The following is a 23,393-nucleotide window of genomic DNA, read 5'->3' as shown; positions in this document are numbered from 1 at the left end:
CCGCTTCTGTATCCGTGCATGCGGCAATATGCTGGAGCTTGTGTCGAATCTACGGATCACTGAAGCAGCCGCGTTGCTCGGCGTCAGCGACGACACGGTGCGTCGATGGATCGATCAGGGCCGGCTCACCGCGATTCAGCTCGACAACGGCCGCAAAGGAGTCAGCGGCCGCGAACTCGCCCAATTCCTGCGTGCCAATGCCGAGGCGCCCGCACCCGGTACGACGGTCGCCGCGTCGGCGCGCAACCGGATGCGCGGAATCGTGACCCGGGTCGTGAAGGACACCGTGATGGCGCAGGTGGAGATGCAGGCCGGACCATTCCGCCTGGTGTCGCTGCTGAGCCGGGAATCGGTCGAGGAACTCGGTCTGGAAGTCGGCAGCGTCGCTGTCGCGTCGGTGAAGTCCACGCACGTCGTCGTGGAGATCCCGGAAAGTTGACGAGAATGGCAATGATTCGCAAGTGGGGTGCCGCGACCGCGACCGTGCTGGCTGTCGTGACCGCGGCGGGCTGCGGTTCGGACGGCACGACCGAGCACGCCGACGGACAGCACGTGTCGGGCACCGTGACCGTGTTCGCCGCGGCGTCGCTCACCGAGACGTTCGGCGAACTCGGCAGGCAGTTCGAGGCCGCGCATCCGGGCGTGAAGGTGATCTACAGCTTCGGCGCGAGTTCCGCACTCGCCGAACAGATCAACCAGGGCGCACCGGCCGACGTGTTCGCCTCGGCCGCTCCGAAGAACATGCAGCAGGTGCGCGACGAGGGCGAGGTCACCACCGCGCCGGTGACTTTCGTGCGCAACCGGCTCGAGATCGTGGTGCCGAAGGGCAATCCGGGACACATCACGGGGCTGGCCGATTTCGGCAAGACGGAGCCCAAGCTCGCGTTGTGCGCGGCGCAGGCGCCCTGCGGTGCCGCGGCCGAGAAGGTCTTCCAGACCGCGGGCATCACTCCGCGACCCGATACGCGTGAGCAGGACGTGAAAGCGGTGCTGACCAAGGTCACGCTCGGGGAGGTCGACGCCGCGCTGGTGTACCGCACCGACGTCGAGGCCGCGGGTGACAAGGCCGAGGGCATCGACTTCCCGGAATCGGCCGAGGCGATCAACGACTACCCGGTCGCGCCGCTGGCCCACGCGCCGAACGCGGCGGCCGCCGCGGCGTTCGTCGACTTCGTGACCTCGCAGAAGGCCAAGGCGGTCTTCGCCGCGGCGGGATTCGACACCCCGTGATCGCGCCCTCGCGGCGGCGGGCGGTGCTCGGGCGGCGACCGGTCGCGCTGATGCTGCCCGCCGTCTGCGGGCTGGCGTTCCTGCTCGTGCCACTGCTCGGGCTGCTGTGGCGTGCGCCGTGGGCGACCATGCCGGATCGGCTGTTCAGTGCCGAAGTGGGCCGCGCGCTGCGGCTGTCCCTGGTGTGCGCGACCGTGGCCACGGCGATCTGCCTGCTTCTGGGTATTCCGCTGGCCTGGGTGCTCGCGCGCGCCGCACTGCCGGGAGGCGGGCTGATCCGCGCCTTGGTGACCGTGCCGCTGGTGTTGCCGCCGGTAGTGGGTGGTGTCGCACTGCTGCTGGTGCTCGGGCGGCGCGGCCTGATCGGACGGTATCTCTACGAATGGACGGGTATCTCCCTGCCGTTCACCACCGCCGGGGTGATCGTGGCCGAAGCGTTCGTGGCCATGCCATTTCTGGTGATCTCCGTCGAAGGTGCCCTGCGAGCGGCCGATCCTCGCTTCGAGGAGGCGGCCGCCACGCTCGGCGCCACCCGCTGGTACGCCTTCCGCCGGGTGACGCTGCCGTCGGTGCTGCCCGGCGTGGCGGCGGGCGCGGTGCTGTGCTGGGCGCGTGCGCTCGGCGAGTTCGGCGCCACCATCACCTTCGCAGGCAACTTCCCCGGACGCACCACCACCATGCCGCTGGCGGTCTATCTCGCGCTGGAGACCGATCCGGACGCCGCGATCGTGCTGAGCCTGGTGCTGCTCGCCGTCTCGGTCGCCGTGCTGGTCGCATTGCGCGAACGGTGGATCCGGGGGGCGATGTGAGTTTGGCGGCCGATCTGCGCCTCCAGCGCGGACGTTTCGCGCTCGAGTTGCCGTTGGACGCCGCCCCCGGCGAGGTGGTGGCCTTGCTCGGGCCGAACGGGGCGGGCAAGACCACGGCTTTGCGTGCCCTGGCGGGGTTGATCGCGCTGACCGACGGGCACATCCGGCTGGATGGCCTCACCTGGGATGCGCCACCGTCGACGTTCGTGCCCGCCGAACGTCGGCGGGTCGGCGTCGTCTTCCAGGACTACCTGCTGTTCGGGCACCTGTCGGCGCTGGAGAACGTCGCCTTCGGCCTGCGCGCCCGCGGATATCACCGCGTCGCCGCGCGCGAGCGCGCCACTCGATGGCTCGCGCGTGTCGGGCTGGCGGATCACGCGCACCGCAAACCCCGGGCGCTGTCGGGCGGGCAGGCGCAGCGGGTGGCGCTGGCCCGTGCGCTGGCCACCGAACCGCAACTGTTGCTGCTCGACGAACCGCTCGCCGCGCTGGACGCGGGCACCAAGGTCCGAGTGCGCTCGGATCTCGCCCACCACCTGCGCGACTATCCCGGCCACACAGTTCTGGTCACGCACGACCCGCTCGACGCCATGGTCCTCGCCGACCGGCTGGTCATCCTGGAGGACGGCGCGGTCGTCCAACAGGGCCCGCCCGCGCAGGTGGCGGCGAAGCCTCGCTCGGACTACGTGGCCACCCTCATGGGCCTCAATCTCTACCGCGGCACCGCGCACGGCACGAGGGTCGAGCTGGACGGCGGCGGCGGCATCACGCTCGCCGAACCCACCCAGGGGCGCGTCCACGTGGCATTCAGCCCCAACGCGGTGAGCCTGCATCCGCACCAACCTGCGGGCAGCCCCCGCAACAGCTGGCCGGTCACCATCAGCGGGATCGAGCAACACGCGCACATCACGCGCATTCGTCTCGACGGGTCACCGCCCGTACTCGCCGACATCACACCGGCCACGGTGGCCGAATTGCGCCTGCGGCCGGGGCAACGGCTGTGGGCCGCGGTAAAGGCCACCGAAACTCGTTCCTATCCGGCATGAGGGCGGCGGGCGCGTGGCCTGGATTCGGCGCCGGGCTCCCGCGGGCCGACGGGAAGTATCGTGCAGCCACAGCATGAGCACCGGCGCTTGTGGCCGAATTCCGCCCGCTTTGCTTCAATCGATATATGTGCAGGTGGATGGCTTATTCAGGAGAGCCGATCCTGGCCGAGGACCTCCTGTTCCGGCCGGCGCACTCGTTGATCGATCAGAGCCTGCACTCGCGGCTCGGTGCGACGACCACGAACGGTGACGGCTTCGGGATCGGCTGGTACGGCGAAGGGCCGCGCCCCGCGGTGTTCAAGGGCATCGAGCCGGCGTGGAACGACCGCAACCTGCGGGAGATCACGGCCCAGGTGCGCACGTCGCTGTTCTTCGCGCATGTGCGCGCGTCGACCGGAACCGCGGTGCAACGCAGTAATTGTCACCCGTTCCGGCACGGACACTGGTTGTGGATGCACAACGGCTCGGTGCTCGGTTTCCACCAGTTCAAGCGCGATCTGCTCACCGCGGTCGAGCCGGCCCTGTTCACCGACATCGAGGGTTCGACGGATTCCGAAGCCCTCTTCTTCCTGGCGTTGACCTTCGGACTCGTCGAGGACCCGTTCACCGCGGTCGCCCGCGCGGTCGGCTTCGTCGAAGACGTCGGCCGCGCATACGGGGTCGACGCCCCGGTGCAGATGACGGTCGCGACCACCGACGGTGAGTCCATGTGGTTCTTCCGGTACTCCACCGAACAGCGATCGCGGTCGCTGTTCTACTCCAACGACGTCGCGAAGGTACGTGCGCTGCATCCGGAGGTGAAAGCGCTGCGCGAGCTCGGCGAGGAGGCCCGCTTCGTGGTTTCCGAGCCGCTGCGCGACCTGCCAGGGGCGTGGAACGAGGTCGAGGAATCGTCGGCCGGTGTCGTCCGTCTCGGCCACGACGAAACGCGCTCGTTCCAGCCGATCGCCCCCTGAACAGCCCATTCCGGCCACTCGCCCCTCATACTGCGCCGCGCCGATGCCCGGCGATCTCGGGCGTGTCGGCCTTCGGCGTCTCGGCCGCGCCGGAGGTGCGCGTGCCCCCACGGTGCGCGTAGCTCCGGCACGAACTGGGCCGGACACCGCCTGGTGTCCGGCCCAGCCGCCCGGAGCGTTCGATCCGGTCTACTCGAGCACGATGACCGCGGTCTTCGTCGCGGCGTTGGAGATGGTGATCCTCGGCGGCTCCGACTTCGTGCCGGGTGTCAGCGTGACTGTCTCCACGCCGTTGCGGTAGCTGTTGTCGCCGAGGCGCTGGCCGTGCGCCAACCTGCGGAACAACGCGACCGCATCGCCTTTCACCACCGCGGTGTGGCCGATGCCGTCGGTCCGCATGGGCAGATCCGCTGCCTTCCGGACCAGATCCTGGGGATCGCGAATCGAGTTCGGGTCCACCCGCGGCGCGTTGCGAATCTTCTCCTCCATTGTTCGCGGGCCGGTCTGCGCTTGGAACAGTTGGCCGGTGAGTTTCAGGACACCGTCGATGACGAGGGTCTTGGCGCCTTCTTTGATCAGCCATGTCACACCTTCGACGACACACACGACGACGCCGGCCCGCGAAGGCGAGCACTTCGCGGGTGCCGCGACGGCCTGCGGCGCGGACACCGAAGGGGCCAATACAGCGGCAACGGCCACCGTGGGGACGAGCACCCGGTAGGAGAACCGGCTGATCCGGCCGGTTCGCTTTGTATCACTGACCAATTCGTGGCTTTTCATTCCTGATTTCCCTTCTGCTGCCGAGCGGACGTGCTCCGCTCCGGTTTCCATGCAAGAGGGGGGAATCGGGGAATGCAGCAGCGAACTGGGGGGAATACTCCGGGAATCGTCAGTCTGCCTCGGCTCCGGGTTCGTGGTCCTCCGGGGAGGGCGAGCGACGATCGAGCGCTGCGCGGTCGAGGCGGTACACGCCCGACGAACCATGGAGGGGCGCCGATTCGGCGAGTGTTTCCGCGAGCGAACCGAGGTCGTCGAAAATATCGGGTACAGAGGAGTATTCGCTCTCGTCCTCCTCGGGCGTTTCCTCCACGGTGGTGATCGTCACCTCGGTGGCATCGTCGCCGGGCGACTGCGACGGCGGAGTGTAGTGACTCCATCCGCCCGGCAGTTCATCGGCGAGAAGAAAGACTCCGAAGGTCGGCCGGTCGGGTGGGCTGGCCAGGATCCATCCGCCGTGGCGATCGGCGGCTCGACGCTGCAATTCGAAGAAGTTGTCCACTGTCTCGGGCCGCCAATCGGTCTTGCCGGTGATCTGTCGTACTCCGTCGGCGAATACTCCGGTGACCATTCCGCCGCCGGCGAGTGGGGCCAGTAGATCGGGTTGCGCGGCGAGGAGTTCGAGGAGGTGAGACCCGACCGCCACCTCCTCCATCACGGACAGTTCGCTCTCCGAGAGAGTCGGTAATGAGCGAATCGCGTTGCGGAGTGCCGCTTGCATCGGGTCGGGTTTGGCGGTGTTCTTCCTGGATCGCTTCGTCGCCTTGGCGGGAGCGACCGTCCTGGTCCGTGGCGGCGCGGCCTTGGGCCGCGACTTGGTCTCCTGCGCCGCCGCCACCAGCTCTGCCGTTCCTTCGAATCCGTAAGCGCCCGGGCTGAATCCGGCGATCCTGCGCTGCAACTCCCGGTGGACCTCCACGACCGTCGGCTCGTGATCGGCGCGGGCGATCTCGGTGATGATGGCGCTCACGACGGAGACCAGCCTGGCCCTGGCCAGCGGCATCGTGTACGTCATATCCGCGAGCCTCGGCGTGATCGGATATTCACCCGCGAGGCCGATCACCCAGCGGCGTTGCCGATGCAGAACGTCGAGCGCCGCGGATTGAGCCTGCAAATCGTCGCCCACCACGAACGTCTGCAGCCACGAGTTGGTCGTGAGCGCCTCGAGGATCTCCGTGCCGAGCACCGTGGACTGATCCGGTCCGATGGCCGGGCAATGACGCACCCGGAATCCGCTCTCCGTCGCGAATTGCTCCGCGATGTCGCGTTCACCGGGCTGCGCGCAGTCGGCCACGACCACGCGGTGCGCGATGCCCCCGGCCAGCATGAGCGTGGTGGCTGCCGATTCCACCTGATCGAGGACATCGTTGGGTTTGCGATCGCTCGAGGCGATACCGGTGAAGTGCCGCGCGCTGAGGAAGATCCCGATATCTTTGCCGGTCATCGCGATTTACCTCGGCCTGCCTGGTCGGTGGATCCCTCTTCCGCGAGGTGCATCTTGACGCCGTCGAGAAGCCTGCTGGCATCGGCTCTGCTGAGCAGAGGTGGCGCCGAATGCAGGATGTGCAGGATCCGTTCGCCGGTGCGCTCCCGGTCCGCGCCGGTCTCGAAGCTGTAGGTCGCGCCGGGTTCGACGGCGTTCTCGTCGAAATCGGCGAACATCGGATCGTCGGGATCGAGGCGGGGGTCGTCCTCTTCGTCGCCGAATTCTCTCGCATCCGGCGGTGATTCGAGTTCGACCACGCGATACAGAGTTTCGACCAGCACGGAAGGCTCGACGACGACGCTCTGGCGCGTCGTTTCGACGAGTGGGGCGGTGAAGACGTCGAGGGACACGCCCTGGCATGCGACGACCAGCAAACCGTCGTACGCCCATCGGCGAGCGTCGGCCAGCGTCACCTCCTTGTTCGCCACCAAGAGGGTGAGCGACCGTGCCGGGTCGAGCTTGCTCCGAATCACCAGCCGATCCGAGCCGCTCACTGTGACTTCGAGCCCCAAGGCTTCGAGCACGATCTTCAAGTAGGCGCGGGCGTTGTCGACATTGTCATCGGTCAGGTTGGTCACCAGAGCCTGGCAGGTGTAGTGCCCTGCGATCTTGCGCTCGCTCACCTCGCCGACCACGGTCCGGCCGAATTCGGTGGTCTTCTCCTGCCGGGCGCGAAGCTCTCCCACGATCTTGCGGTACTCGCCGAGTTCGAACAGTTGGTTCTGCCACTGATCGAGTTTCTTCTGGGACGGAGCCACGATGCGCGGATTCCGGACGTTGCCGCGGACGAGCGCGGTCAGATCGGTGTAGTCGTTCTTCATGACGGTGGGCACCAGGTGTACCAGCCGATCCCGATGCGTGGCGCGCAGATTCAAGCGCGCGAGCGCGGTGAGTTCGACGGGAAGGCCGTAGGCGATCGCATCGGACATGCGCTCGAACAACCGGAAGTGATTGTTCTCGGGCAGTACGCCGACCAGGTCGCACACGGTGTCGAACACATAGCTCGTGTTCTCGCCGAGCGCGCGCACATCGGTGGGATGGATGGGTGGACTGGATGTATCGGTCTTGGAGGATTTGTCGGGCCGGTGGCGAACGGTCACCGCCACCGCTTTCCGGATGACGGGGAACGGGCACCCACGCATCCACAGCAGTAGCACTGTCGCGCGCAGCAAGGCGTTGATCTCGTTGAGCGGAGGCTCCGGGCGGTTCAGATCGAGCAGATCGCGCAGCCGGTCGGCGATCGCGCCGGAGCCGATGAGGTCGTCATCCCGGACGAGCAGACGCACGGTTTGCAGCATCTCGGGCAGGATCGCGACGTCGCAGTCCTCGGGTACCCCGGCGGCGAGCAACCCGGCGAGTTGGATGACGCCGCGCTTCTGTTCGGCCTCGGCCTCCAGCGGCAGGTCACTGCGGATGGCGATCCAGGTCGTGGTGTCCTCCACCTGCTGGGTCTGGGCGGCCGCGAAAAGGAGCGTGAGGTGACCGGCGCCTTCGGTCAGCGCTTCGGCCATTCGTTCCACGCCCGGCGCATCCGACAGCGGAAGCCCGCTGTGCCCGATGGCGCGTCCGAGTGCCGTGATACGCACTCGGCCGCTGTGCGGGCTCGACAGCAGGCGCTTCGCGACCAGCTGCTCGACCACCGCCGCGGACGAAATCTGTGCCGCCGCGCCGTCCTCCTGCGCCTTCAGCGAGAGGGTGAACATCTTCTGCACCTCGGCCTCGAGCTCGGCGCGATCCTGCGGTTTGAAGACCCGCTTGGAGTGCTCGAGCAGCAACGTCGCGAGCGTCTCGTGATCGAGGCGGGAATTGACGCTGAGGCCGCGTTCCTTGTACTTGATGTAGTGCGCGAACACCGCGTCCCGGTCGGCGAGCGCGGCCAGGGCGCGCCGGCGCACCGTATCGAGCCCGCCCGTCTGTTCGATGTGACGCGCCAATTCCCCTTCGTCGTCCGCGGCGAACTCGTAATCGCCGTCAGGCGGCGGGGCGCTCGGGATCACGAGATACCCGCGGCCGCGTTGCGAGATGCCGAGGCGCCCGGCGCGACCCAGTCGCTGGGCGACCGTGTCGCGGTCGATGATGCTGTTGGTACCGACGTTGTTCGGGGTGGTGATGGAGGCCACGACGACCACGTCGGCCGGCAGGTTTATGCCGAGCTTGAGGGTGTCGGTGGCGAAGAGCAGCCGGATGTGGCCGTTGCGGAAGCCCCACTCCATTTCCTCCCGAAGGAAGGGATCCAAGCGCGCGGTGTGGAATCCGATGCCCGTGCTGAGCGCGGCGATGACCTGATCCCGCTCCCGGCTGTCGGGGATGCGGGTGAACTTCCGGTATCTCTGCTCCGCTTCCGCCGGTGAGAGGGAAGTGGAGAACCGGCCCAGGTACGGGAGTCCCGGCGGCACCGGGCCGAGGGCTTTGACCGTGGTCGCAGCCTCCTGGATGATCTTGGCGTAGGTCTCCGCGTGGTTCCTGGCCTGGACGAAGCACAGAATGCCGCGATTGAGGAATTCACCGTCGTTTCCGCGCTCGGCCAGCAGGTCCAGGCACAACGTCAGGGCTCTGCTCTGGTAGGGGTTCATGGTTCCCAGTGAGCGAGTCGCCGCCGTGCCTCCGGCGTCGGTGATCGGCCGGAGTTCGTCGGTGACACCGTCGGTTCGCAGGACTCGCTCCTCCGAGTCGCCGCTGCGCACGATCTTCTCCAGCGGAACAGGCCGCATGCTCGCACGGATCACCGCTTCCTCGTCGATCTCGAGCCATCTGCGGATTCGTTCGGTGGAGGGTTTGTCCAGCTGGGCGGCCAGCGCGATGATCGGGATCCGCGGATGCGCTCTGCGCAATCGGGTCAGCAACATCTCCAGCCGGGTTCCGCGCAGATCGGCCGACAGCATCTGCAGTTCGTCGGCCACGACGACGCCGACGTTGTCCAGCCGCATGCCACGATTCAGCAGCGCCGCCAGCTTCTCCGGAATCATGACGGCGATGTCGAAGTCGCCGCGGACGAGCGCATCGTCGTGGTCGGGATAGTCACGCGAACCGGGAACGATGTTCCAGCGCAGGTCGGTGTCCGACAGCCATTCCTCCCACTCCTGCACGGCCTGGGTGACCAGCGCCTTGATGGGCATGAGGATGATGGCCTTCTGGTTGCGGTGGGTGCAGTAGGAGGCGGCGATTCGTCCCGCGTAGCTCTTCCCACTGGAGGTCGGGCCGAGCACGAGCATCGATTTCTTCTGCAGCACGCGCCGCGCCAATAACGGCAGCAGCGCCTGCAGGATCTCCAACCTGCCGGAATCGCTGATCCCCTGCTGCACAGCGGGTTCGTCGTAGTTGGCGTTACGGAACTTCAGCATTTCTTGTTCACGCTCGCGGAGTTTCTCGGCGAGCTTCGTGGGAAGCAATGCCTCCAGGTCGGCGACGGTGAAGGTGGACGCTTCCCGCCGCAGCGGAAGGAACCTTTGATCCAGTAGCAAGGTCAGATACTGCAACGCGTCCTGGGATCGCGCCGGAAACTGCTCACGCTCGAACAGGCCGCGTTCCCAGCGGGCCGCCGTCAGCGTTTTGGTGATGTCTCCGTATCTGCCGTTGAGCCGTTTGGCCGCCTCGTGCTCCGCCTTCGCGGCGGTCGAGGAGGTCAGCGCGTAATACCAGGCGATCACCGTCTTCAGATCCGCCTCGGCCGTACCGGTGTTCGCGCTGTACTCCTTGTCCGCGGCGATGACCGTCGGCAAGAGCACCTCATCCAGCAGCTTGCGGCCGAGGTCGATGGCGGGCAGCGTTCGAAGGTCTTCGTGCAGCTCCGAATGCAGCAGACGCTCGCTGTCGCCGACCCACGCCAGCACGCTGTCGTCGGCGGCGGTGCGCTGTCCGCGAACACCCTGATACTTGGCCTTCTCCATCAGTTCCGCGTACATCGTCCAGCGCACGAGCCAGTACTGGTCGCCGCCGAATCGCGCGGCGGCGCTCCGGTTGCCTCCGGAGCTGCCTGCGCCGGCCCGGCCGAGCGGGAGAGCATCCCACCCGGGCTCCAGCCATGCAGGTGTCTGCTGAACAGATGTCATGCTCTCGCTGTCCTCCGGCTAGGTGCGTTCTCTATCAATGATTTTCGACGCGACACGGTGGTGTCGCAGCCATTCGCCCGAATGATGCCGACGGCCGCCGGTAGTGTGCTCCGATGGCCCGGCCCGCGGGCCGGGCCGGTGCGACGACGGTTAGGGTGCCTTGTGCGCGGACTGTCATCGGTATCGAGGTTGTGGTCGGTGTGGGCGGTTACTCGGATGCTGATGGTGGTGTTCACCGGGGTGACCGCTCTGCCGCACAGCATTTGGGACGCCTCGGCCGCGGACCTGACGCTCTACCGCGGATGGGCCGAGCTCATCGTGGAACAGCACGTTTTCCCCTTGGCCGACGAGCGGTGGCAGTACCCGCCCGGAGCGGGCGCGTTGCTGGCGGTGCCCTGGTTGCTCGGCGGCGGATTCGGGTACAACTGGCTGTTCTTCGCGCTGGTCGCCGCGGCGGACGCGGGCGTTCTCGGGTTGCTGATCCGGGCCACGCGGGGCGACGACTCGGCCACGGCGCAGGCCGGGCCGTGGGTATGGACCGTCGGAGTGGCGTTGCTCGGGCGGGTCTGTTACGGCCGGTTCGACCTGATCGTGGCCGCGGCCGCGGTGGCGGCCCTGCTGTGGTCCACGCGCCGCCCCGCTGCGGCCGGAGCGGCTGCCGCCGCGGGTGTGCTGCTGAAAGTGTGGCCGGTGGTGGTCGTGCTCGGGTTGCGCCGGCGGACGCTCGGGCGACTGAGCGCTGCGGCGGTCTGCGTGGGTGCGGCGGCGGCCGTGGGACTGACCGCATGGGGTCCCGGTGCGTGGTCGTTTCTGGGGTTCCAGTCCAAGCGCGGGCTGCAGATCGAATCAGTCGCTGCCACACCACTCTTGATCGCCCGGTTGGTGCACGGCGGATGGGCCATCGTGCATCGTTACGGGGCCGACGAGCTGGCCGGGCCGGTGGTGTCGGGCGCGGCTCGGGGGTGCGTGGCCGTCACCGTCCTCGGTGGCGTGGTGCTGCTGGTCATCTGGTGGCGCATACGTCCTCCGGCAGCGGATCTGGCCATGGCCGCGGTGCTCATCGCCTTGGTGACCAGCCGGGTACTCAGCCCGCAGTACCTGGTCTGGGCCGTCGCGGTGGCCGCGGTCTGCGCGCTCGACGCTCGTACCACCCAGCGGCCTGTGCTGGTCCTGGTGCTGGCGACAGCACTGATGAGCCAGGTGGAGTTCCCATTCGTCTACGACCGGGTGGCCACCGGAAGCTGGCCGGGAGTAGCGGTTCTGACCGTGCGCAACGGCATGCTCCTCTACGCCACCGTGTGGTCGGTTGCACGGCTGTGTCGCAACAGGTCTCGACAACTCGGCGACAACGCCGGAATACCGGCCGCTGCCATGCCGGGGACGCCCGCGGCAGCCGGCCGCGCCGACGGTGTGCGCGGGCGTAGCGCAGTTCCGGCGGCAGGCTGACGCGGACAGCGCTCGCCGCAGGCGGTCGAACGGGCACAGCCGACGCCGCCCTATCGCCGAGCCCCGCCCTCTGGAGCGGCAAGGTGCGCGGGCGAATGCGGCCGAATGTGCGCTATCGGATCAGAGCTCGGCGGCCAGGGCCGCCGCGGCTTCGATCGCGGCGGCCTCGTGATCGAGCAGGACGTCGCCGCCCTGCGTCGTCACGATCGGCGTATACGGGTCGTCCACGAATTCTTCGCCGAGTAACTCCCGGACCACCGCGAGCCCGCAGAACGGCACGTAGTGCGGACTGTAACCACCTTCTTGGACGAAGGCGATGCGGCCCGCGCAGGTTCCGTCAGCGATTTCCAGCATTCGGCGGGTCAGGTGCCGGAAGCCGCCGCTGGTGACCATCTGCCGGGCCAGCGGATCGAGGATGCTCGCGTCGAAGCCGGACGCGACGATGATCAGTTCGGGCGCGAAGGCGCGCAGCGCCGGCTCGACCACGCGGTCGATCGCATGCAGATACGCGGCGTCGCCGCTGCCCGGCGGAAGCGGCACATTGATCGCGTAGCCGTACCCGTCGCCCGCGCCACGCTCCTCCCGGTAACCGGACTCGGGCGGGAAGCAGAGGTGCTGGTGGATCGAGATGGTCAGCACCGAGGGATCCTCGTACCAGATGTCCTGGGTGCCGTTGCCGTGGTGGACGTCCCAGTCGACCACGGCGATGCGCCGCACGCCGAGAACGTCTTTCGCGTAGGCGGCGGCGATGGAGACGTTGTTGAAGATACAGAAGCCCATGCCGGTAGCACGGGTCGCGTGGTGGCCCGGTGGATTGACCAGTGCGTAACCATTGTCGACCGTCCCCGCGAGCACCTGCTCGACGAGCGCGATCGCGCCGCCCGCCGACAGCGCGGCGATCTCGTATCCCCCCTTGCCGAAGGACGAGACGCCGTCGCCGGCGTCCCCGCCTTTCGGTTGCAAGCTCTCGGCCTTGATCCGCTCCAGATGTTGCGCGGTGTGCACGCGCAAGATGTCGGCCTCGGCGGCCCGGACCGCTTCGATCGGGTGCAACTTCGCCAGCAGGCCGGACACGGCGACCAATTCGTGGAACCGCCGTTTGGTGTCGGGATGCGCGAGGTGATGGCCGATCGGCTGGAGACCGACCGTGACGTCGGACGGGAAAAGGCTTCCGCTGCCCGTGTCGGCCCACCCGTAGAGCGTGTTCCACACGTATCCAGTTGCCATGGCGAGCTCCTAGCGGTCGGCGGACCACCACACCGTCCGCTGCGTCCGATCTTGGTCCCGGGAGTGACCGTGCCCATTACACGCACAGCAGCGACCACCTCGCAACCGGAGAGCTTGTCACCTGTGACGGCGCGGCGAGCAGATGCGCGCTCTACAGTCGCCTCGTGACACTCGAGATCGTGGCCGAGCAGATCGAAATCGTGCTCGTCGGAGCGGAGTTGTGGGCCTGACGGAGGAGGTTCGGCCCCCGATCCCGCTGTCGCGCCGAAGCCCGTAGTGCATCGACGCGCCGCGGGCTTCCGCTCCCTCCTGGCGAGAGATGTGACACCCAGCGGCAATCCCTGTCACCGCACACCGCCCTGCGTAGCATCACCGAGATGCAGCTATCAACTCGCAACCAACTCGACGGCACCGTCGTCTCCATCACGCGCGGCTCGGCCATGGCCGTGGTCCGTGTCCGGCTCACCGGTGGCGACGAGATCACCTCCTCGATCACCCGGGACGCGGTCGACGATCTGCGGCTCACCGACGGGATGCCCGTCAAAGTCCTCGTCAAGGCGACCGAGGTGACGCTCGGCGTCGAATAGCCCGTCGCCGCGGAGCCGAGAGAGTTTTCCACCCGCGGGGAGGCTTTCGATCGGGGCGCTGAGTGTTTCCGGGAAAGATGACGTGTCGTCAGCACCCGGCGGCCGGCCCGGCCTGGCAGCTCAGCGTGAGAGGGAACCGTATTCGATGAGGATCAACCGAACACTCCGCCTCGCCATCGGGGCGATCGCCGTCGCTCTCGTCGCCACCGCATGCGGTGGCGGCGGCGACGCCGCGACCACCGAAGATCACGTGCGCGAGGGCAAGCTGACCATCGGCATCAAATTCGACCAGCCCGGCCTGGGCTTTCGCGAGGCGGACGGCTCCTACCAAGGCTACGACGTGGAGGTCGCCAAGTACGTGGCCGGCAAGCTCGGCGTACCGCCGGACGGCATCACCTTCAAGGAGACGCCGACGGCGCAACGCGAGACGATGATCATGAACGGCGAGGTGGACTTCATCGTGGCCACCTACTCGATCACCGACGAACGCAAGAAGAAGGTCGACTTCGCCGGACCGTATTTCGTGTCCGGACAAGCCCTGCTGGTGAAGAACGAGACCACCGATATCACCGGTGTCGAGTCGCTGACCGGCAACAAGAAGCTCTGCTCGGTCAAAGGCTCCACCCCCGCGCAATACGTCAAGGACCACTACGCCAAAGACGTTCAGTTGGTCGAAATGGACAACTACTCGCAGTGCATCCAAGCCCTGCGCAGCGGCGCGGTCGACGTGGTGACCACCGACGACATCATCCTCGCCGGATTCGCTGGGCAGGTGTCGGGTGAACTGAAGCTGGTCGGCGACACATTCACCATCGAGAAGTACGGCATCGGCCTGAAGAAGGGCGATCAGCAGACCCGCGCCAAGATCAACGACGCGATCGAGCAGATGATCGCCGACGGTTCGTGGCAGAAGGCGTTCGAGAACACGATCGGCCCGCTTCGCGACTCGACGCTGACCCCACCCTCCGTCGATCGTTACTGATGCGCCTGCACGCGCGGGTACCTCGGCGAGCGGCCGGGTCCCCGCGCGGCGGCGGTGCCCGTCGACGAAGGCGATACGAGCGCCGTCGCAGTCCAGGGGTATCGGTTAGTAAGGCGGCTGCTGCCGGACAGCTCGATATCGCTGTTCCGCTGCCGCCTGTTGCCCGCCGTCGATCTGCCGGATGACCGGAATGAGCAGAGCCGTGGTCAGCGCGAAGAAGGCCGGAGCGCCGACCAACGCGGCGCACACCAGGAGCGCCGCCATCATGAATGTGCCGATGCGGTTGGATTCAGCAGGCCGATGCGCCATGGTTCCCTCCGTGATCCAACGGTAACACCGTGTTCCGCCGCTGGGCTACGGTGAGAACTATCGCCATCGACCCGGGGGAGCAGGCAGTCGTGACCGATTCATCATCACCTCGATTTCAGCTCACCCGCACCGGATTACTCGTGCTGATCACGGTTTTCGCCCTGGCCGGGATCGGTGGCGCTGTCGCACTCGTTGTTCAGCAGGCGCGATCGGAACTTACCGACGATGCGCAAATACGCTCCGTGCTGGTGAATTTCGCGGTCGCCGTGGAGTCCGGCAGCGCCCGGCAGGTGGCCGAACTCCTCTGCGCCGAGGAGGCGGCGACCTTCACCGATCGCGTCTCCGGTGGCGAAGAAGCAGAGCAAAGCGGACCATCCCGGCACGGCGAGCGGCGTCCGGTCGACATCTCCGCCATCGACATCCGAGGTGACATCGCCTCGGCTCGGGTCGCGCGCCCACCGAGCGAGCCCCGGTCACTGTATCTCCGTAAAGAAGACGCCCGATGGAAAGTGTGCGCGCCGGTCGCGGATCGGTTCGGATAGGAGAAGGGCATACTGCCCGGGCGGCCTTCAGGTGCGCTGCGCGGCCGGCGGTGCGGCGCGCTGTCACTTGGGGGCGGTCGGGTCTGTCGCGTCGGCTTTCCACATCCGATCTCGGTTCGGAAACCGACGTCATGGGGAGGGATTCGTAAAAGCCTGATCAGCAACTGATACAAGCGTGATCCGATCCGGGCCCGGACTACCCGCGCCGAGAGGGACACTCGAACGCCGGACAGGACGATCGACGGCTTCGAGTGCCCCGGTCGGTGGCGTCACCGTGTGCGCGGACGGCCTTCCGGCGCCTCGACCGGGCGGCGGAGCAGGCAGAATTCGTTCCCCTCCGGGTCGGCCAGCACGTGCCAGGTTGCGTTGCTGGGCTGGCCGATGTCGACCCTGCGCGCACCGGCGGCGAGCAGCCGCTCCAGTTCGGCGGCCTGATCGCGGTCGGTGGGATTCACGTCGAAATGCACAGGCAGTTTGCCACCCTTCGGCTCGGTGCTGGGAATGAACACCAAGGTGGGCTGCAGCCCGCCGAAGCCGGCTCCGGGGGGACCGATCTCCAAAGCGCCGTCTTCCCAGCCGAGTTCGACATAGTCGAGGACTTCGCACCAGAAGTCCGCCAGACGTTGCGGGTCGGCGCAGTCGATGACGAGTTCGGTGATCCTGCAAGCCATGCCCGCGACATTACGCGCGCACAAGTTCCGACGGCCTTTCGTTCACGAGTGCGGCGGAGTGGGGGATTCATCGTCAAGGAGGCGTTCTCACCCCCGGCATCAGCGTCGGACGGTCCACCGAAGGGTCACGCCGTGGTCCGGGTACGGACTTGGTGACGGGCAGATCCAGATCGGGCGGATAACGGGTGACCGGGCCGGTGCGCAAGCTGCTCGCCTGCGCGGCCTCGGCATTTCAATTGTCCTCATTGCGGTGCCACCACGGCGTATCGAACGGGTCCGGGTCGGTGAGATGCGGGAACTCGGGGGAATCGTGACGGGTAACGGCGGCGGAGTGTTTCCACTGATGAGTCTTTCCCTTGGAGATGCCGTCGCTCAGAGAGAACAGGACCACCAGCGTCAGGACGACCGAAGTGATCAACGCGATGCGTGGGACGCCTTCGATGCCGGGCCACACCCGATTCATGCCGACCGCGGTCAGCGTGCACGTTCCTACTGCGAGGAAGCTGGGCATGATCTTGCCGTGATTGTCATCGATGAAACCGGATTCCGCCAGCCACCGGCATCTCCGGGCGCTCATCGGATGTGTCTGCCAGTTCTCGGCGATTCGGGTGACGAGCCCGGCCATCACACCGGCGGCCAGTACTATCAGGCCGCGAGCACCTCCGCTGGTTCGGCGCAGAGGAGACAACCAGCCGGCAATCAAGTGGTCGGTGCTGCGCTCGAGCGCCGACCACACCGCGGGGTCGGCTCCCCAGACTCGTGCATCATGATCGGCTACCTGCTCCCGGGTGCGTTGCAGGCCCGCGTAGATCAGGTGGCCCGTCACGATCAGTGATCCGAGAAATATCAACTCGCGCAACGGGTTGAGCGCTCCGCCCGGCCAGAGCCGGGAGTAGGCGCCCGCCGCCACGAGGCCGGTCCACAGCCAGAGATGCACTGCCGCGGCGGGTACGGCGACACCGATGACGAACGTCAGCCACAGGGCGCGCGCGCCGTATCCGATCAAGACGTCCCGGTTGTGGACATGGGCCAGTTCGTGCAGCACCACCGCACGGAAGATGTCGGGCCGGCGCTGTCGCTCGCCCCGTCCGGCACTGGTCAGCGCCTCCTTGACCAGGCCCGCGCCGAGGCATATCGTCGGGCGGCCCGCCCGGCGGATGGTAACGGCATCCTTGCTGTGATCGGAGATCGCGACAACGAACTTCGGTGGGCGCGAGGTGAGTCCGGCGATCTCGACGAGGCCGTCGACCGTGGTCCGCAGCTGGGCGGGGACGGGCAACAGCATAGTACGCCGAGCCCATAGCGGGCCGATCCAATAGACGACCGACGCCACGATCAGCACCGCGGCGGTCCACCAGAGCGCCGGCCGCACCGCCTGTGCCACGATTGCCGGATAGCACTGAGAATATCGGCCGAATTCGCCGGGCAGGCGCAGTGTCGCTACGTCGACGGGGTCGGCCGGATCGAAGCCGACAGCGTCCAGGCAACGCCGATAAGCGGCTTCACCTCGTAACGCCAGCAGCATCCGCGTGGGCAGGATCAGCGACCAGGCCGGAATCACGGCCACCAGCAGCACACAACGGCGTCGAGTACCCCAGGAAAGAAAGCCGCGATGTCTACGCGCACCGTCGGCGTCTTCGGTCACTGGCCGATATCCGGTTCGACCGCCTGGAGCCGGGCGACCACCTCCTCGGCCAGCTCCTCGGCCCGGGCACGGTCGAAACCGCGCGCGATCGCGCCATCGACGACCCGGCTGCGCACGTGCCGCAGTGTCTCCGAATCCACCGAAGGCACAGCGGGTTGCGCCGCTCGCCGCCTGCCGACCAAGGTTCGCACACGAGTACCGATTCTGGTCGCAGCGGCGTCGACCGCCTTTCCGGTCGCATGGCCGGAAAGCTGTTCGACCACCATCCAGACCAGTGGCAACACGAACGGCGCGACATCGGGGAGCCCGAAACGTACCGGTCCCCGCCATCGCGCACCGGCGCGGCGCAGTGCGCGGCTAACCTGCTCGTCGTCCAGGGAATCCAAAGTTTCCATCAACCAACGCTCTTCCGGAACTTTGTTTCCGACGACATCCCACACGATCTGACGCACCGTCGTGACCACGAGCACCCCCTGTTCGCCGAGTCTGCCGAAACTGCGATGGTACCGATCGAGCACAACGCCTGCGGCCGACTCGCGACGACCGGATCGGGTCCCAGACGTTCGATTCGGGATGCGCCCGCCACGGACCCGGAGGACGCGCGGGATTGCCTGCGGCCGAGTGCAAGACTTCGCGGGAGGGCCGCCTGAACGAAGCCCGGTGATGATGACAGGATCGTGATCATGCCGATCTCCACCAGTTCGTTCGACCATGTGCGCTTGACAGTGACCGACATCGACAGATCCCGGGCCTTCTATGACGCCGTCTTCGGGTGGCCGATCGCGTGGGAGTGTCCTGCCGACGCGGACGAAGCGACTCGCGCGCGATTCGGTTTCCTCTTCGGCGGCGTGATCTACCAGATGGGTGATGCGCTGCTGGGACTTCGCCCCGTCGCCAGCGACGAGTTCGATGAAGATCGAGTAGGACTCGACCACCTCGCCTTCGCCCTCGCCACGCGATCGGAAATCGATGCGGCGGCTGCCTTGCTCGATGAACTCGGCATCGCGCACGCGGGGGTGAAAGACCTGGGTGCCATGTACATTCTGGAATTCCGCGACCCGGACAACGTGGCGCTGGAATTGGTCGTACGCAAGCAATAGCACCTCCGCGCCGCCCGTTGAACGCCCGCGCGGGCTCGGCGAGCCCACTCGTCAGGCTTCCTGGCATGGGCGCGACTCACCTCGATCGCTCGAGCGGGCCGGACGAGCGGCGATTCTGGTTCGAGTGCCGGACCACCCGCCGCGACACCGCGCTGGTCGCCGTCGATCACGTGGTCACCTTGATGATCGTTCTGCCGCGGGTGCGTCCGCCGGGACTGAAGGCCGCGGGGGCGTCGGCCAGGACGCGGACGGTGTCGACGAGGGGAACGAGCCGGCCTCGATGGAGGCGGGTGGCCAGCTGGGCCAGTTGCTCCCGATCGGGTTCGACGACGAAGAAGATGGCTCGGCCGTCGTCGGGGTGGATGGTGGGCGGACCGGCGATGGTGACGAGGGTGCCGCCGGGGCGTAGGAGCGCGGTGGAGCGGTCGCGGATGTCGCCGCCGATCACATCGAGTACCACGTCGACCTGGCCGACGTCCTCCAGGAGGTCGCCGTCCAAGTCGACGAACTCGTGGACGCCGAGATCGCGGGCCGCGTCCCGGTGCGAGGCTCGGCCGGTGCCGATGATGTGGGCTCCTGCCTCGTGGGCCAGCTGTGCGGCGACGGAGCCGACCGCACCACCGACTCCATGGATGAGGACGGTTTGGCCGGTCCTCAGACGAGCGTGGTCGAACAGAGCTTGCCAAGCCGTCAGACCCGAGATCGGTAGGGCGGCTGCGGCGACATGGTCGACGCCGGCGGGGAGCGGGGCCAGATTGCGGGCTTCCACGGCGACGTATTCCGCGAGCGAACCGTCGCGGGTCCAGTCGGTCGGGCCGAAGACGCGCTGCCCCACCGTGAGACCGGTGGTGCCGTAGCCGAGCTCGACGACCACACCTGACAGCTCGTGGCCCGGGACGCTCGGGGTGCGGTCGCGGCCTGCGCGGTCGGTCCAGGTCCCTGGCCAGTCCAGCTCGCCGCGGGTGAAGCCGGCGGCGTGGACCTCTACGATGACGTCGTTCTCAGCGGCGTGCGGGTAGGGCAGATCGGTCAGGGCCAATCCACCGAGGCCGGCTTCGCGGTCCCGGACTGTGATGGCTCGCATGAAGGTCCTCCCGGTGGTCGTTGTCCTGGTTCCGGCTTCGACGGTAGGTATTCGGAGTCCACCGTCATGTGGCCACCATGAGGTGCCCTGCTCAACCACTCGCGCCGCGTCTACGTCTGGGCGGCTGCGTATGGCAGACAGCAGGGCATCCGGTACGACGCCGAGCTGCTGTTCGCGGCCGCGATGTTCCACGACATCGGCCTGCCCTCCGCGGCTCGGTCTTGCCGATGAGCCGGTTCGCCGACGGATCGAACTGGTGGCAGGCGTTCCCGACGGCGGATCGGCCATTCGGCCATCCGATGCCGGCGGGCCAACGGCGAAGGCGAGGGTTTCGGGGTTCCGGTGTGGGCTGATTGTGCCGACGGCGCGCGCTGCCTCGGCCACCTTTTGCGCTGATACCGTGAACGCGGCAACCGTCCCATCGACCGACAGTGAGTGGCCAGCGTTGGTGTCCGAGCCCGTTGTGAGTGAGGCCGAGTCTCGCAAAGGTCTTCCGCGCACCAAGCGCGGCGAACGCACACGCACGGCACTGATCGCCGCGGCGCGCGAGGTATTCGAGCGCGACGGATACCTCGATGCCAGGATCTCCGACATCTCCAAGGTCGCCGGGACCGCATCGGGGTCGTTCTACACCTATTTCGACGGCAAGGAAGAGATCTTCGCGGCGGTGGTGGAACAGGTGCAGGAAGAGATGCTGCACCCGCACGTTCGCGAACGCACGGGCGTCACCGACCCCCGCGACCTCATCGAGGCGGCCAATCGGGAGTACCTGCGCTCCTACAAGCGCAACGCGCGCCTGATGGCGGTGCTCGAGGAGGTCGCCCTGATCAACGAGGATTTCCGCGGGCTGAGGATGGAACGGGGGAAGGCTTTCGCGGAGCGCAACGCGAAGCTGATCCGCGCGCTACAGGAATCCGGCCGGGCCTGCGCGGACCTCGATCCCATGATCACCGCGCACGCCTTGTCGGTGATGGTCAGCCGAATGGCTTATCTGGTCTTCGTCCAGAATCAGCGCATCCCGTTCGAGAAGCTGGTCACCACCCTGACGCAGCTGTGGGTCAACGCCCTGCAGCTCGAATCGGACTGATCCGCGCTCGCCGAACGCTGGTTCCCGAAAGGGTGTCCCAGCCGCGCGCCGGCTCCTTGCTCGGTGCCTCAACCACCCGAAGGTGTGCCCGGCTTCGGTGATCGCCTCGACGGGCTCGATCTGACGTATGTACCGGGGACCACCGCCGGGTCGATCTCGAGTGGCCGCGTCGCGAGTGACGAACCTGAATCCGAGTTCGAAATCATGTCGCTTTCCATGTTCTGATCTGCGCTTCCGCGCTGGCGGTGACACATGTCACAACAGTTCGCGAGGGTGTCCGATATTGACGCGGCGGCATCGGTGACGCAATGTTGGCGGCGTAAATAAGCGCTTAGTAAGTTCTGCAGGAGGTTGGGCCACATGCCCGAAGCCGTCATCGTTTCCCTCGCCCGATCGCCGATCGGACGGGCTGCCAAGGGCTCGCTGAAGGACATCCGGCCCGACGATCTGGCCGCTCAGGTCGTGCGAGCGGCGCTGGCGAAGGTCCCGGAGCTGGACCCCGCCGGGATCGACGACCTGATGCTCGGGTGCGGTCAGCCCGCGGGCGAGTCCGGATTCAACCTGGGACGGGTCGTCGCGGTGCTCGCCGGGCTCGACGGCGTGCCCGGCACCACGGTCAACCGCTACTGCTCGTCGAGCTTGCAGACGACTCGCATGGCGCTGCACGCGATTCGCGCGGGCGAGGGCGAGGTGTTCATCTCGGCGGGTGTCGAGACCGTCAGCCGCTACGGCAAGGGCAGCGCGGACGGGTTGCCCGGCACCCGGAATCCGATGTTCGACGACGCGGTCGAGCGGACCGCGAAATTCGCTGCCGGAGGCCGGGAATGGGTCGACCCCCGGATCGATGGCCTGCTACCGGACATCTATATCGCGATGGGCCAGACGGCTGAGAACGTGGCGCAGCTCGAGAGAATCAGCCGCCAGGAGCAGGACAACTTCGGCGTGCGGAGCCAGAATCTCGCCGAGATCGCCTTGGCCAAGGGATTCTGGCAGCGCGAGATCACGCCGATCTCCCTGCCGGACGGCACCGTCGTGTCCGCCGACGACGGACCGCGCGCCGGGGTCACGCTGGACAAGGTCGCCGCGTTGCCGCCGGTGTTCCGGCCCGACGGGACGGTTACCGCGGCCAATTGCTGCCCCCTCAACGACGGCGCGGCCGCGATCGTCATCATGTCGGACACCAAGGCCGCCGAGCTGGGACTGACCCCGCTGGCGCGCATCGTCTCGACCGGCGTCAGCGCGCTGTCGCCGGAGATCATGGGTCTGGGCCCGGTCGCGGCGTCCGAGCAGGCGCTGGCCCGCGCCGGTATGACAATCGATGACGTCGATCTGGTCGAGATCAACGAAGCCTTCGCGGCGCAGGTCATTCCGTCCGCCAGGAAGCTGGGCGTCGACCTCGACAAGCTCAATATCAACGGCGGCTCGATCGCCGTCGGTCATCCCTTCGGCATGACCGGCGCGCGGATCACCAGCACGCTGGTCAACTCGCTGCAATTCCATGACAAGCAGATCGGCCTGGAAACGATGTGCGTCGGCGGTGGCCAGGGCATGGCCATGGTGCTCGAACGACTGTCGTGACCACGGACAACGATCGAAAGGAGCAATCTGTGCACAGGTTCGAAGGAAAGACCGCCATCGTCACCGGCGCCAGCCGTGGCATCGGCCTCGGCATCGCCCGACGGCTGGTCGACGAGGGCGCGAAGGTCGTCATCACCGCCCGCAATCAGAAGGCGCTCGACGAGGCCGTCGAAACGCTGGGTGGTCCGGACCGGGCGCTGGCCGTCGCCGGGCACTCCGACGACGTCGCCCACCAGGCCGAGACCGTCGAACGGGCGATCGACGTCTTCGGCAGCGCGGATCTCCTCGTGAACAACACCGGAATCAACCCGGTCTTCGGTCCGATGATGGAGCTGTCCTTGGCGGCGGCACGCAAGATCGTCGAGGTCAACTGCCTGGCAGCCCTCTCGTGGGTTCAGCAGGCCTACCAGGCGTGGATGAAAACGCACGGCGGCGCGATCGTCAACCTCTCCTCGGTCGCCGGGGTGAAGCCCGCGCCCGGCATCGGCTTCTACGGCGCGAGCAAGGCGATGCTGACGCACATCACCCAGGAACTCGCCGTCGAACTCGGCCCGAACCTGCGGGTCAACGCGGTCGCCCCGGCCGTCGTCAAGACCAAGTTCGCCAGTGCCCTCTACGAGGGCCGCGAGGATCAGGTCGCCGCCGCCTACCCGCTCGGGCGGCTGGGCGTGCCCGAGGACATCGGTAGCGTCGTCGCCTTCCTGCTCTCCGAGGACGCCGCCTGGCTGACCGGGCAGTTACTCGTTGTCGACGGCGGAATCACCCTCACCGGTGGTGTCTGA

The 23,393-nt window shown here is 67.2% G+C and carries 23 protein-coding genes; 14 read left to right on the top strand and 9 right to left on the bottom strand.

From position 1 onward, the window contains the following. The first annotated feature begins 10 nt into the window (after nucleotides 1-10). The 5 genes from NNI01S_RS25885 to NNI01S_RS25865 all read left to right on the top strand — a co-directional run bounded on the left by NNI01S_RS25885 (nucleotide 11) and on the right by NNI01S_RS25865 (nucleotide 4,041). Nucleotides 11-439, top strand: coding sequence for a TOBE domain-containing protein (locus tag NNI01S_RS25885; RefSeq protein WP_435825102.1), 429 nt, complete (start codon nucleotides 11-13; stop codon nucleotides 437-439). Between the two features lie 5 nt (nucleotides 440-444). Next, a complete protein-coding gene (gene modA / locus NNI01S_RS25880) occupies nucleotides 445-1,230 on the top strand; it encodes a molybdate ABC transporter substrate-binding protein (protein ID WP_245676373.1) in 786 nt (261 codons plus the stop codon). A gap of 50 nt (nucleotides 1,231-1,280) precedes the next feature. Continuing rightward, complete coding sequence (gene modB / locus NNI01S_RS25875; RefSeq protein WP_063022873.1) at nucleotides 1,281-2,039, top strand: molybdate ABC transporter permease subunit; 759 nt, start codon at nucleotides 1,281-1,283, stop codon at nucleotides 2,037-2,039. Then, nucleotides 2,036-3,085 (top strand): ABC transporter ATP-binding protein, encoded by a 1,050-nt coding sequence (locus tag NNI01S_RS25870; RefSeq protein ID WP_063022875.1) that lies wholly within the window; start codon nucleotides 2,036-2,038, stop codon nucleotides 3,083-3,085. Before modB ends, NNI01S_RS25870 begins: the two co-directional genes overlap by 4 nt. A 137-nt stretch (nucleotides 3,086-3,222) precedes the next feature. Continuing rightward, nucleotides 3,223-4,041: a class II glutamine amidotransferase gene (locus tag NNI01S_RS25865; protein WP_063022764.1), complete on the top strand. Its 819-nt coding sequence runs from the start codon at nucleotides 3,223-3,225 to the stop codon at nucleotides 4,039-4,041. A 189-nt stretch (nucleotides 4,042-4,230) separates the two neighbouring features. Here the strand turns inward: NNI01S_RS25865 and NNI01S_RS25860 are convergent, their stop codons facing one another. The 3 genes from NNI01S_RS25860 to NNI01S_RS25850 all read right to left on the bottom strand — a co-directional run bounded on the left by NNI01S_RS25860 (nucleotide 4,231) and on the right by NNI01S_RS25850 (nucleotide 10,353). After that, on the bottom strand, nucleotides 4,231-4,821 hold the full coding sequence (locus NNI01S_RS25860) for a hypothetical protein (protein ID WP_063022762.1): 591 nt from the start codon (nucleotides 4,819-4,821) through the stop codon (nucleotides 4,231-4,233). A gap of 109 nt (nucleotides 4,822-4,930) precedes the next feature. Continuing rightward, nucleotides 4,931-6,262, bottom strand: a complete 1,332-nt coding sequence (locus NNI01S_RS25855; RefSeq protein ID WP_063022760.1) for a hypothetical protein — start codon at nucleotides 6,260-6,262, stop codon at nucleotides 4,931-4,933. Then, on the bottom strand, nucleotides 6,259-10,353 hold the full coding sequence (locus NNI01S_RS25850) for a DEAD/DEAH box helicase (RefSeq protein ID WP_084489314.1): 4,095 nt from the start codon (nucleotides 10,351-10,353) through the stop codon (nucleotides 6,259-6,261). The genes NNI01S_RS25855 and NNI01S_RS25850 overlap by 4 nt, the downstream gene beginning before the upstream one ends. Nucleotides 10,354-10,551: 198 nt before the next feature. Between NNI01S_RS25850 and NNI01S_RS25845 the strand changes: the two genes are divergently transcribed. Next, entirely contained in the window at nucleotides 10,552-11,799 is a 1,248-nt protein-coding gene (locus tag NNI01S_RS25845; RefSeq protein WP_169813019.1) for a glycosyltransferase 87 family protein, read from the top strand. Between the two features lie 120 nt (nucleotides 11,800-11,919). Here the strand turns inward: NNI01S_RS25845 and NNI01S_RS25840 are convergent, their stop codons facing one another. After that, nucleotides 11,920-13,026 (bottom strand): class II histone deacetylase, encoded by a 1,107-nt coding sequence (locus NNI01S_RS25840; RefSeq protein WP_063022754.1) that lies wholly within the window; start codon nucleotides 13,024-13,026, stop codon nucleotides 11,920-11,922. A 377-nt stretch (nucleotides 13,027-13,403) separates the two neighbouring features. On the opposite strand from NNI01S_RS25840, the gene NNI01S_RS25835 reads away from it, so the two are divergent. Both NNI01S_RS25835 and NNI01S_RS25830 read left to right on the top strand, forming a co-directional pair. Then, on the top strand, nucleotides 13,404-13,613 hold the full coding sequence (locus NNI01S_RS25835) for a TOBE domain-containing protein (RefSeq protein WP_063022752.1): 210 nt from the start codon (nucleotides 13,404-13,406) through the stop codon (nucleotides 13,611-13,613). Between the two features lie 145 nt (nucleotides 13,614-13,758). After that, nucleotides 13,759-14,595 (top strand): glutamate ABC transporter substrate-binding protein, encoded by an 837-nt coding sequence (locus NNI01S_RS25830; RefSeq protein WP_063022750.1) that lies wholly within the window; start codon nucleotides 13,759-13,761, stop codon nucleotides 14,593-14,595. 105 nt (nucleotides 14,596-14,700) lie between these two features. On the opposite strand, the gene NNI01S_RS25825 is transcribed toward NNI01S_RS25830, so the two are convergent. Further along, nucleotides 14,701-14,904, bottom strand: coding sequence for a hypothetical protein (locus NNI01S_RS25825; RefSeq protein ID WP_063022748.1), 204 nt, complete (start codon nucleotides 14,902-14,904; stop codon nucleotides 14,701-14,703). 89 nt (nucleotides 14,905-14,993) lie between these two features. Here NNI01S_RS25825 and NNI01S_RS25820 point away from each other — a divergent pair, with 89 nt between their 5' ends. Next, entirely contained in the window at nucleotides 14,994-15,446 is a 453-nt protein-coding gene (locus NNI01S_RS25820) for an Rv0361 family membrane protein (RefSeq protein ID WP_157114973.1), read from the top strand. 269 nt (nucleotides 15,447-15,715) lie between these two features. Here NNI01S_RS25820 and NNI01S_RS25815 read toward each other — a convergent pair whose 3' ends face one another. The 3 genes from NNI01S_RS25815 to NNI01S_RS35475 all read right to left on the bottom strand — a co-directional run bounded on the left by NNI01S_RS25815 (nucleotide 15,716) and on the right by NNI01S_RS35475 (nucleotide 18,157). Continuing rightward, nucleotides 15,716-16,117: a VOC family protein gene (locus NNI01S_RS25815; RefSeq protein ID WP_063022744.1), complete on the bottom strand. Its 402-nt coding sequence runs from the start codon at nucleotides 16,115-16,117 to the stop codon at nucleotides 15,716-15,718. A gap of 232 nt (nucleotides 16,118-16,349) precedes the next feature. Further along, the gene (locus NNI01S_RS25810; RefSeq protein ID WP_169813018.1) at nucleotides 16,350-17,762 is read right to left on the bottom strand and encodes a M48 family metalloprotease; all 1,413 of its coding nucleotides are present in this window, start codon (nucleotides 17,760-17,762) and stop codon (nucleotides 16,350-16,352) included. Further along, a complete protein-coding gene (locus NNI01S_RS35475) occupies nucleotides 17,759-18,157 on the bottom strand; it encodes a hypothetical protein (protein WP_169813017.1) in 399 nt (132 codons plus the stop codon). The genes NNI01S_RS25810 and NNI01S_RS35475 overlap by 4 nt, the downstream gene beginning before the upstream one ends. Nucleotides 18,158-18,445: 288 nt before the next feature. Here NNI01S_RS35475 and NNI01S_RS25800 point away from each other — a divergent pair, with 288 nt between their 5' ends. Next, complete coding sequence (locus NNI01S_RS25800; RefSeq protein WP_063022871.1) at nucleotides 18,446-18,862, top strand: VOC family protein; 417 nt, start codon at nucleotides 18,446-18,448, stop codon at nucleotides 18,860-18,862. Between the two features lie 166 nt (nucleotides 18,863-19,028). On the opposite strand, the gene NNI01S_RS25795 is transcribed toward NNI01S_RS25800, so the two are convergent. Next, nucleotides 19,029-19,946 carry an NADP-dependent oxidoreductase gene (locus NNI01S_RS25795; RefSeq protein ID WP_063022738.1) on the bottom strand — a complete coding sequence of 306 codons (918 nt, stop codon included), beginning with the start codon at nucleotides 19,944-19,946 and terminating at the stop codon, nucleotides 19,029-19,031. Nucleotides 19,947-20,033: 87 nt separating this feature from the next. On the opposite strand from NNI01S_RS25795, the gene NNI01S_RS36390 reads away from it, so the two are divergent. The 4 genes from NNI01S_RS36390 (at nucleotide 20,034) to NNI01S_RS25780 (ending at nucleotide 23,393) form a co-directional block, all read left to right on the top strand. After that, nucleotides 20,034-20,177, top strand: coding sequence for an HD domain-containing protein (locus tag NNI01S_RS36390; protein WP_084489321.1), 144 nt, complete (start codon nucleotides 20,034-20,036; stop codon nucleotides 20,175-20,177). A 25-nt stretch (nucleotides 20,178-20,202) separates the two neighbouring features. Further along, nucleotides 20,203-21,033: a TetR/AcrR family transcriptional regulator gene (locus tag NNI01S_RS25790; RefSeq protein WP_169813015.1), complete on the top strand. Its 831-nt coding sequence runs from the start codon at nucleotides 20,203-20,205 to the stop codon at nucleotides 21,031-21,033. A gap of 360 nt (nucleotides 21,034-21,393) precedes the next feature. Then, the gene (locus tag NNI01S_RS25785) at nucleotides 21,394-22,611 is read left to right on the top strand and encodes an acetyl-CoA C-acetyltransferase (RefSeq protein ID WP_063022734.1); all 1,218 of its coding nucleotides are present in this window, start codon (nucleotides 21,394-21,396) and stop codon (nucleotides 22,609-22,611) included. A 29-nt stretch (nucleotides 22,612-22,640) separates the two neighbouring features. Further along, nucleotides 22,641-23,393, top strand: a complete 753-nt coding sequence (locus NNI01S_RS25780; protein ID WP_063022869.1) for an SDR family oxidoreductase — start codon at nucleotides 22,641-22,643, stop codon at nucleotides 23,391-23,393.

The organism is Nocardia niwae NBRC 108934 = DSM 45340 (genome assembly GCF_001613465.1).
Classification (GTDB): domain Bacteria; phylum Actinomycetota; class Actinomycetes; order Mycobacteriales; family Mycobacteriaceae; genus Nocardia; species Nocardia niwae.
This window is presented reverse-complemented; position numbering and strand designations above follow the sequence as displayed.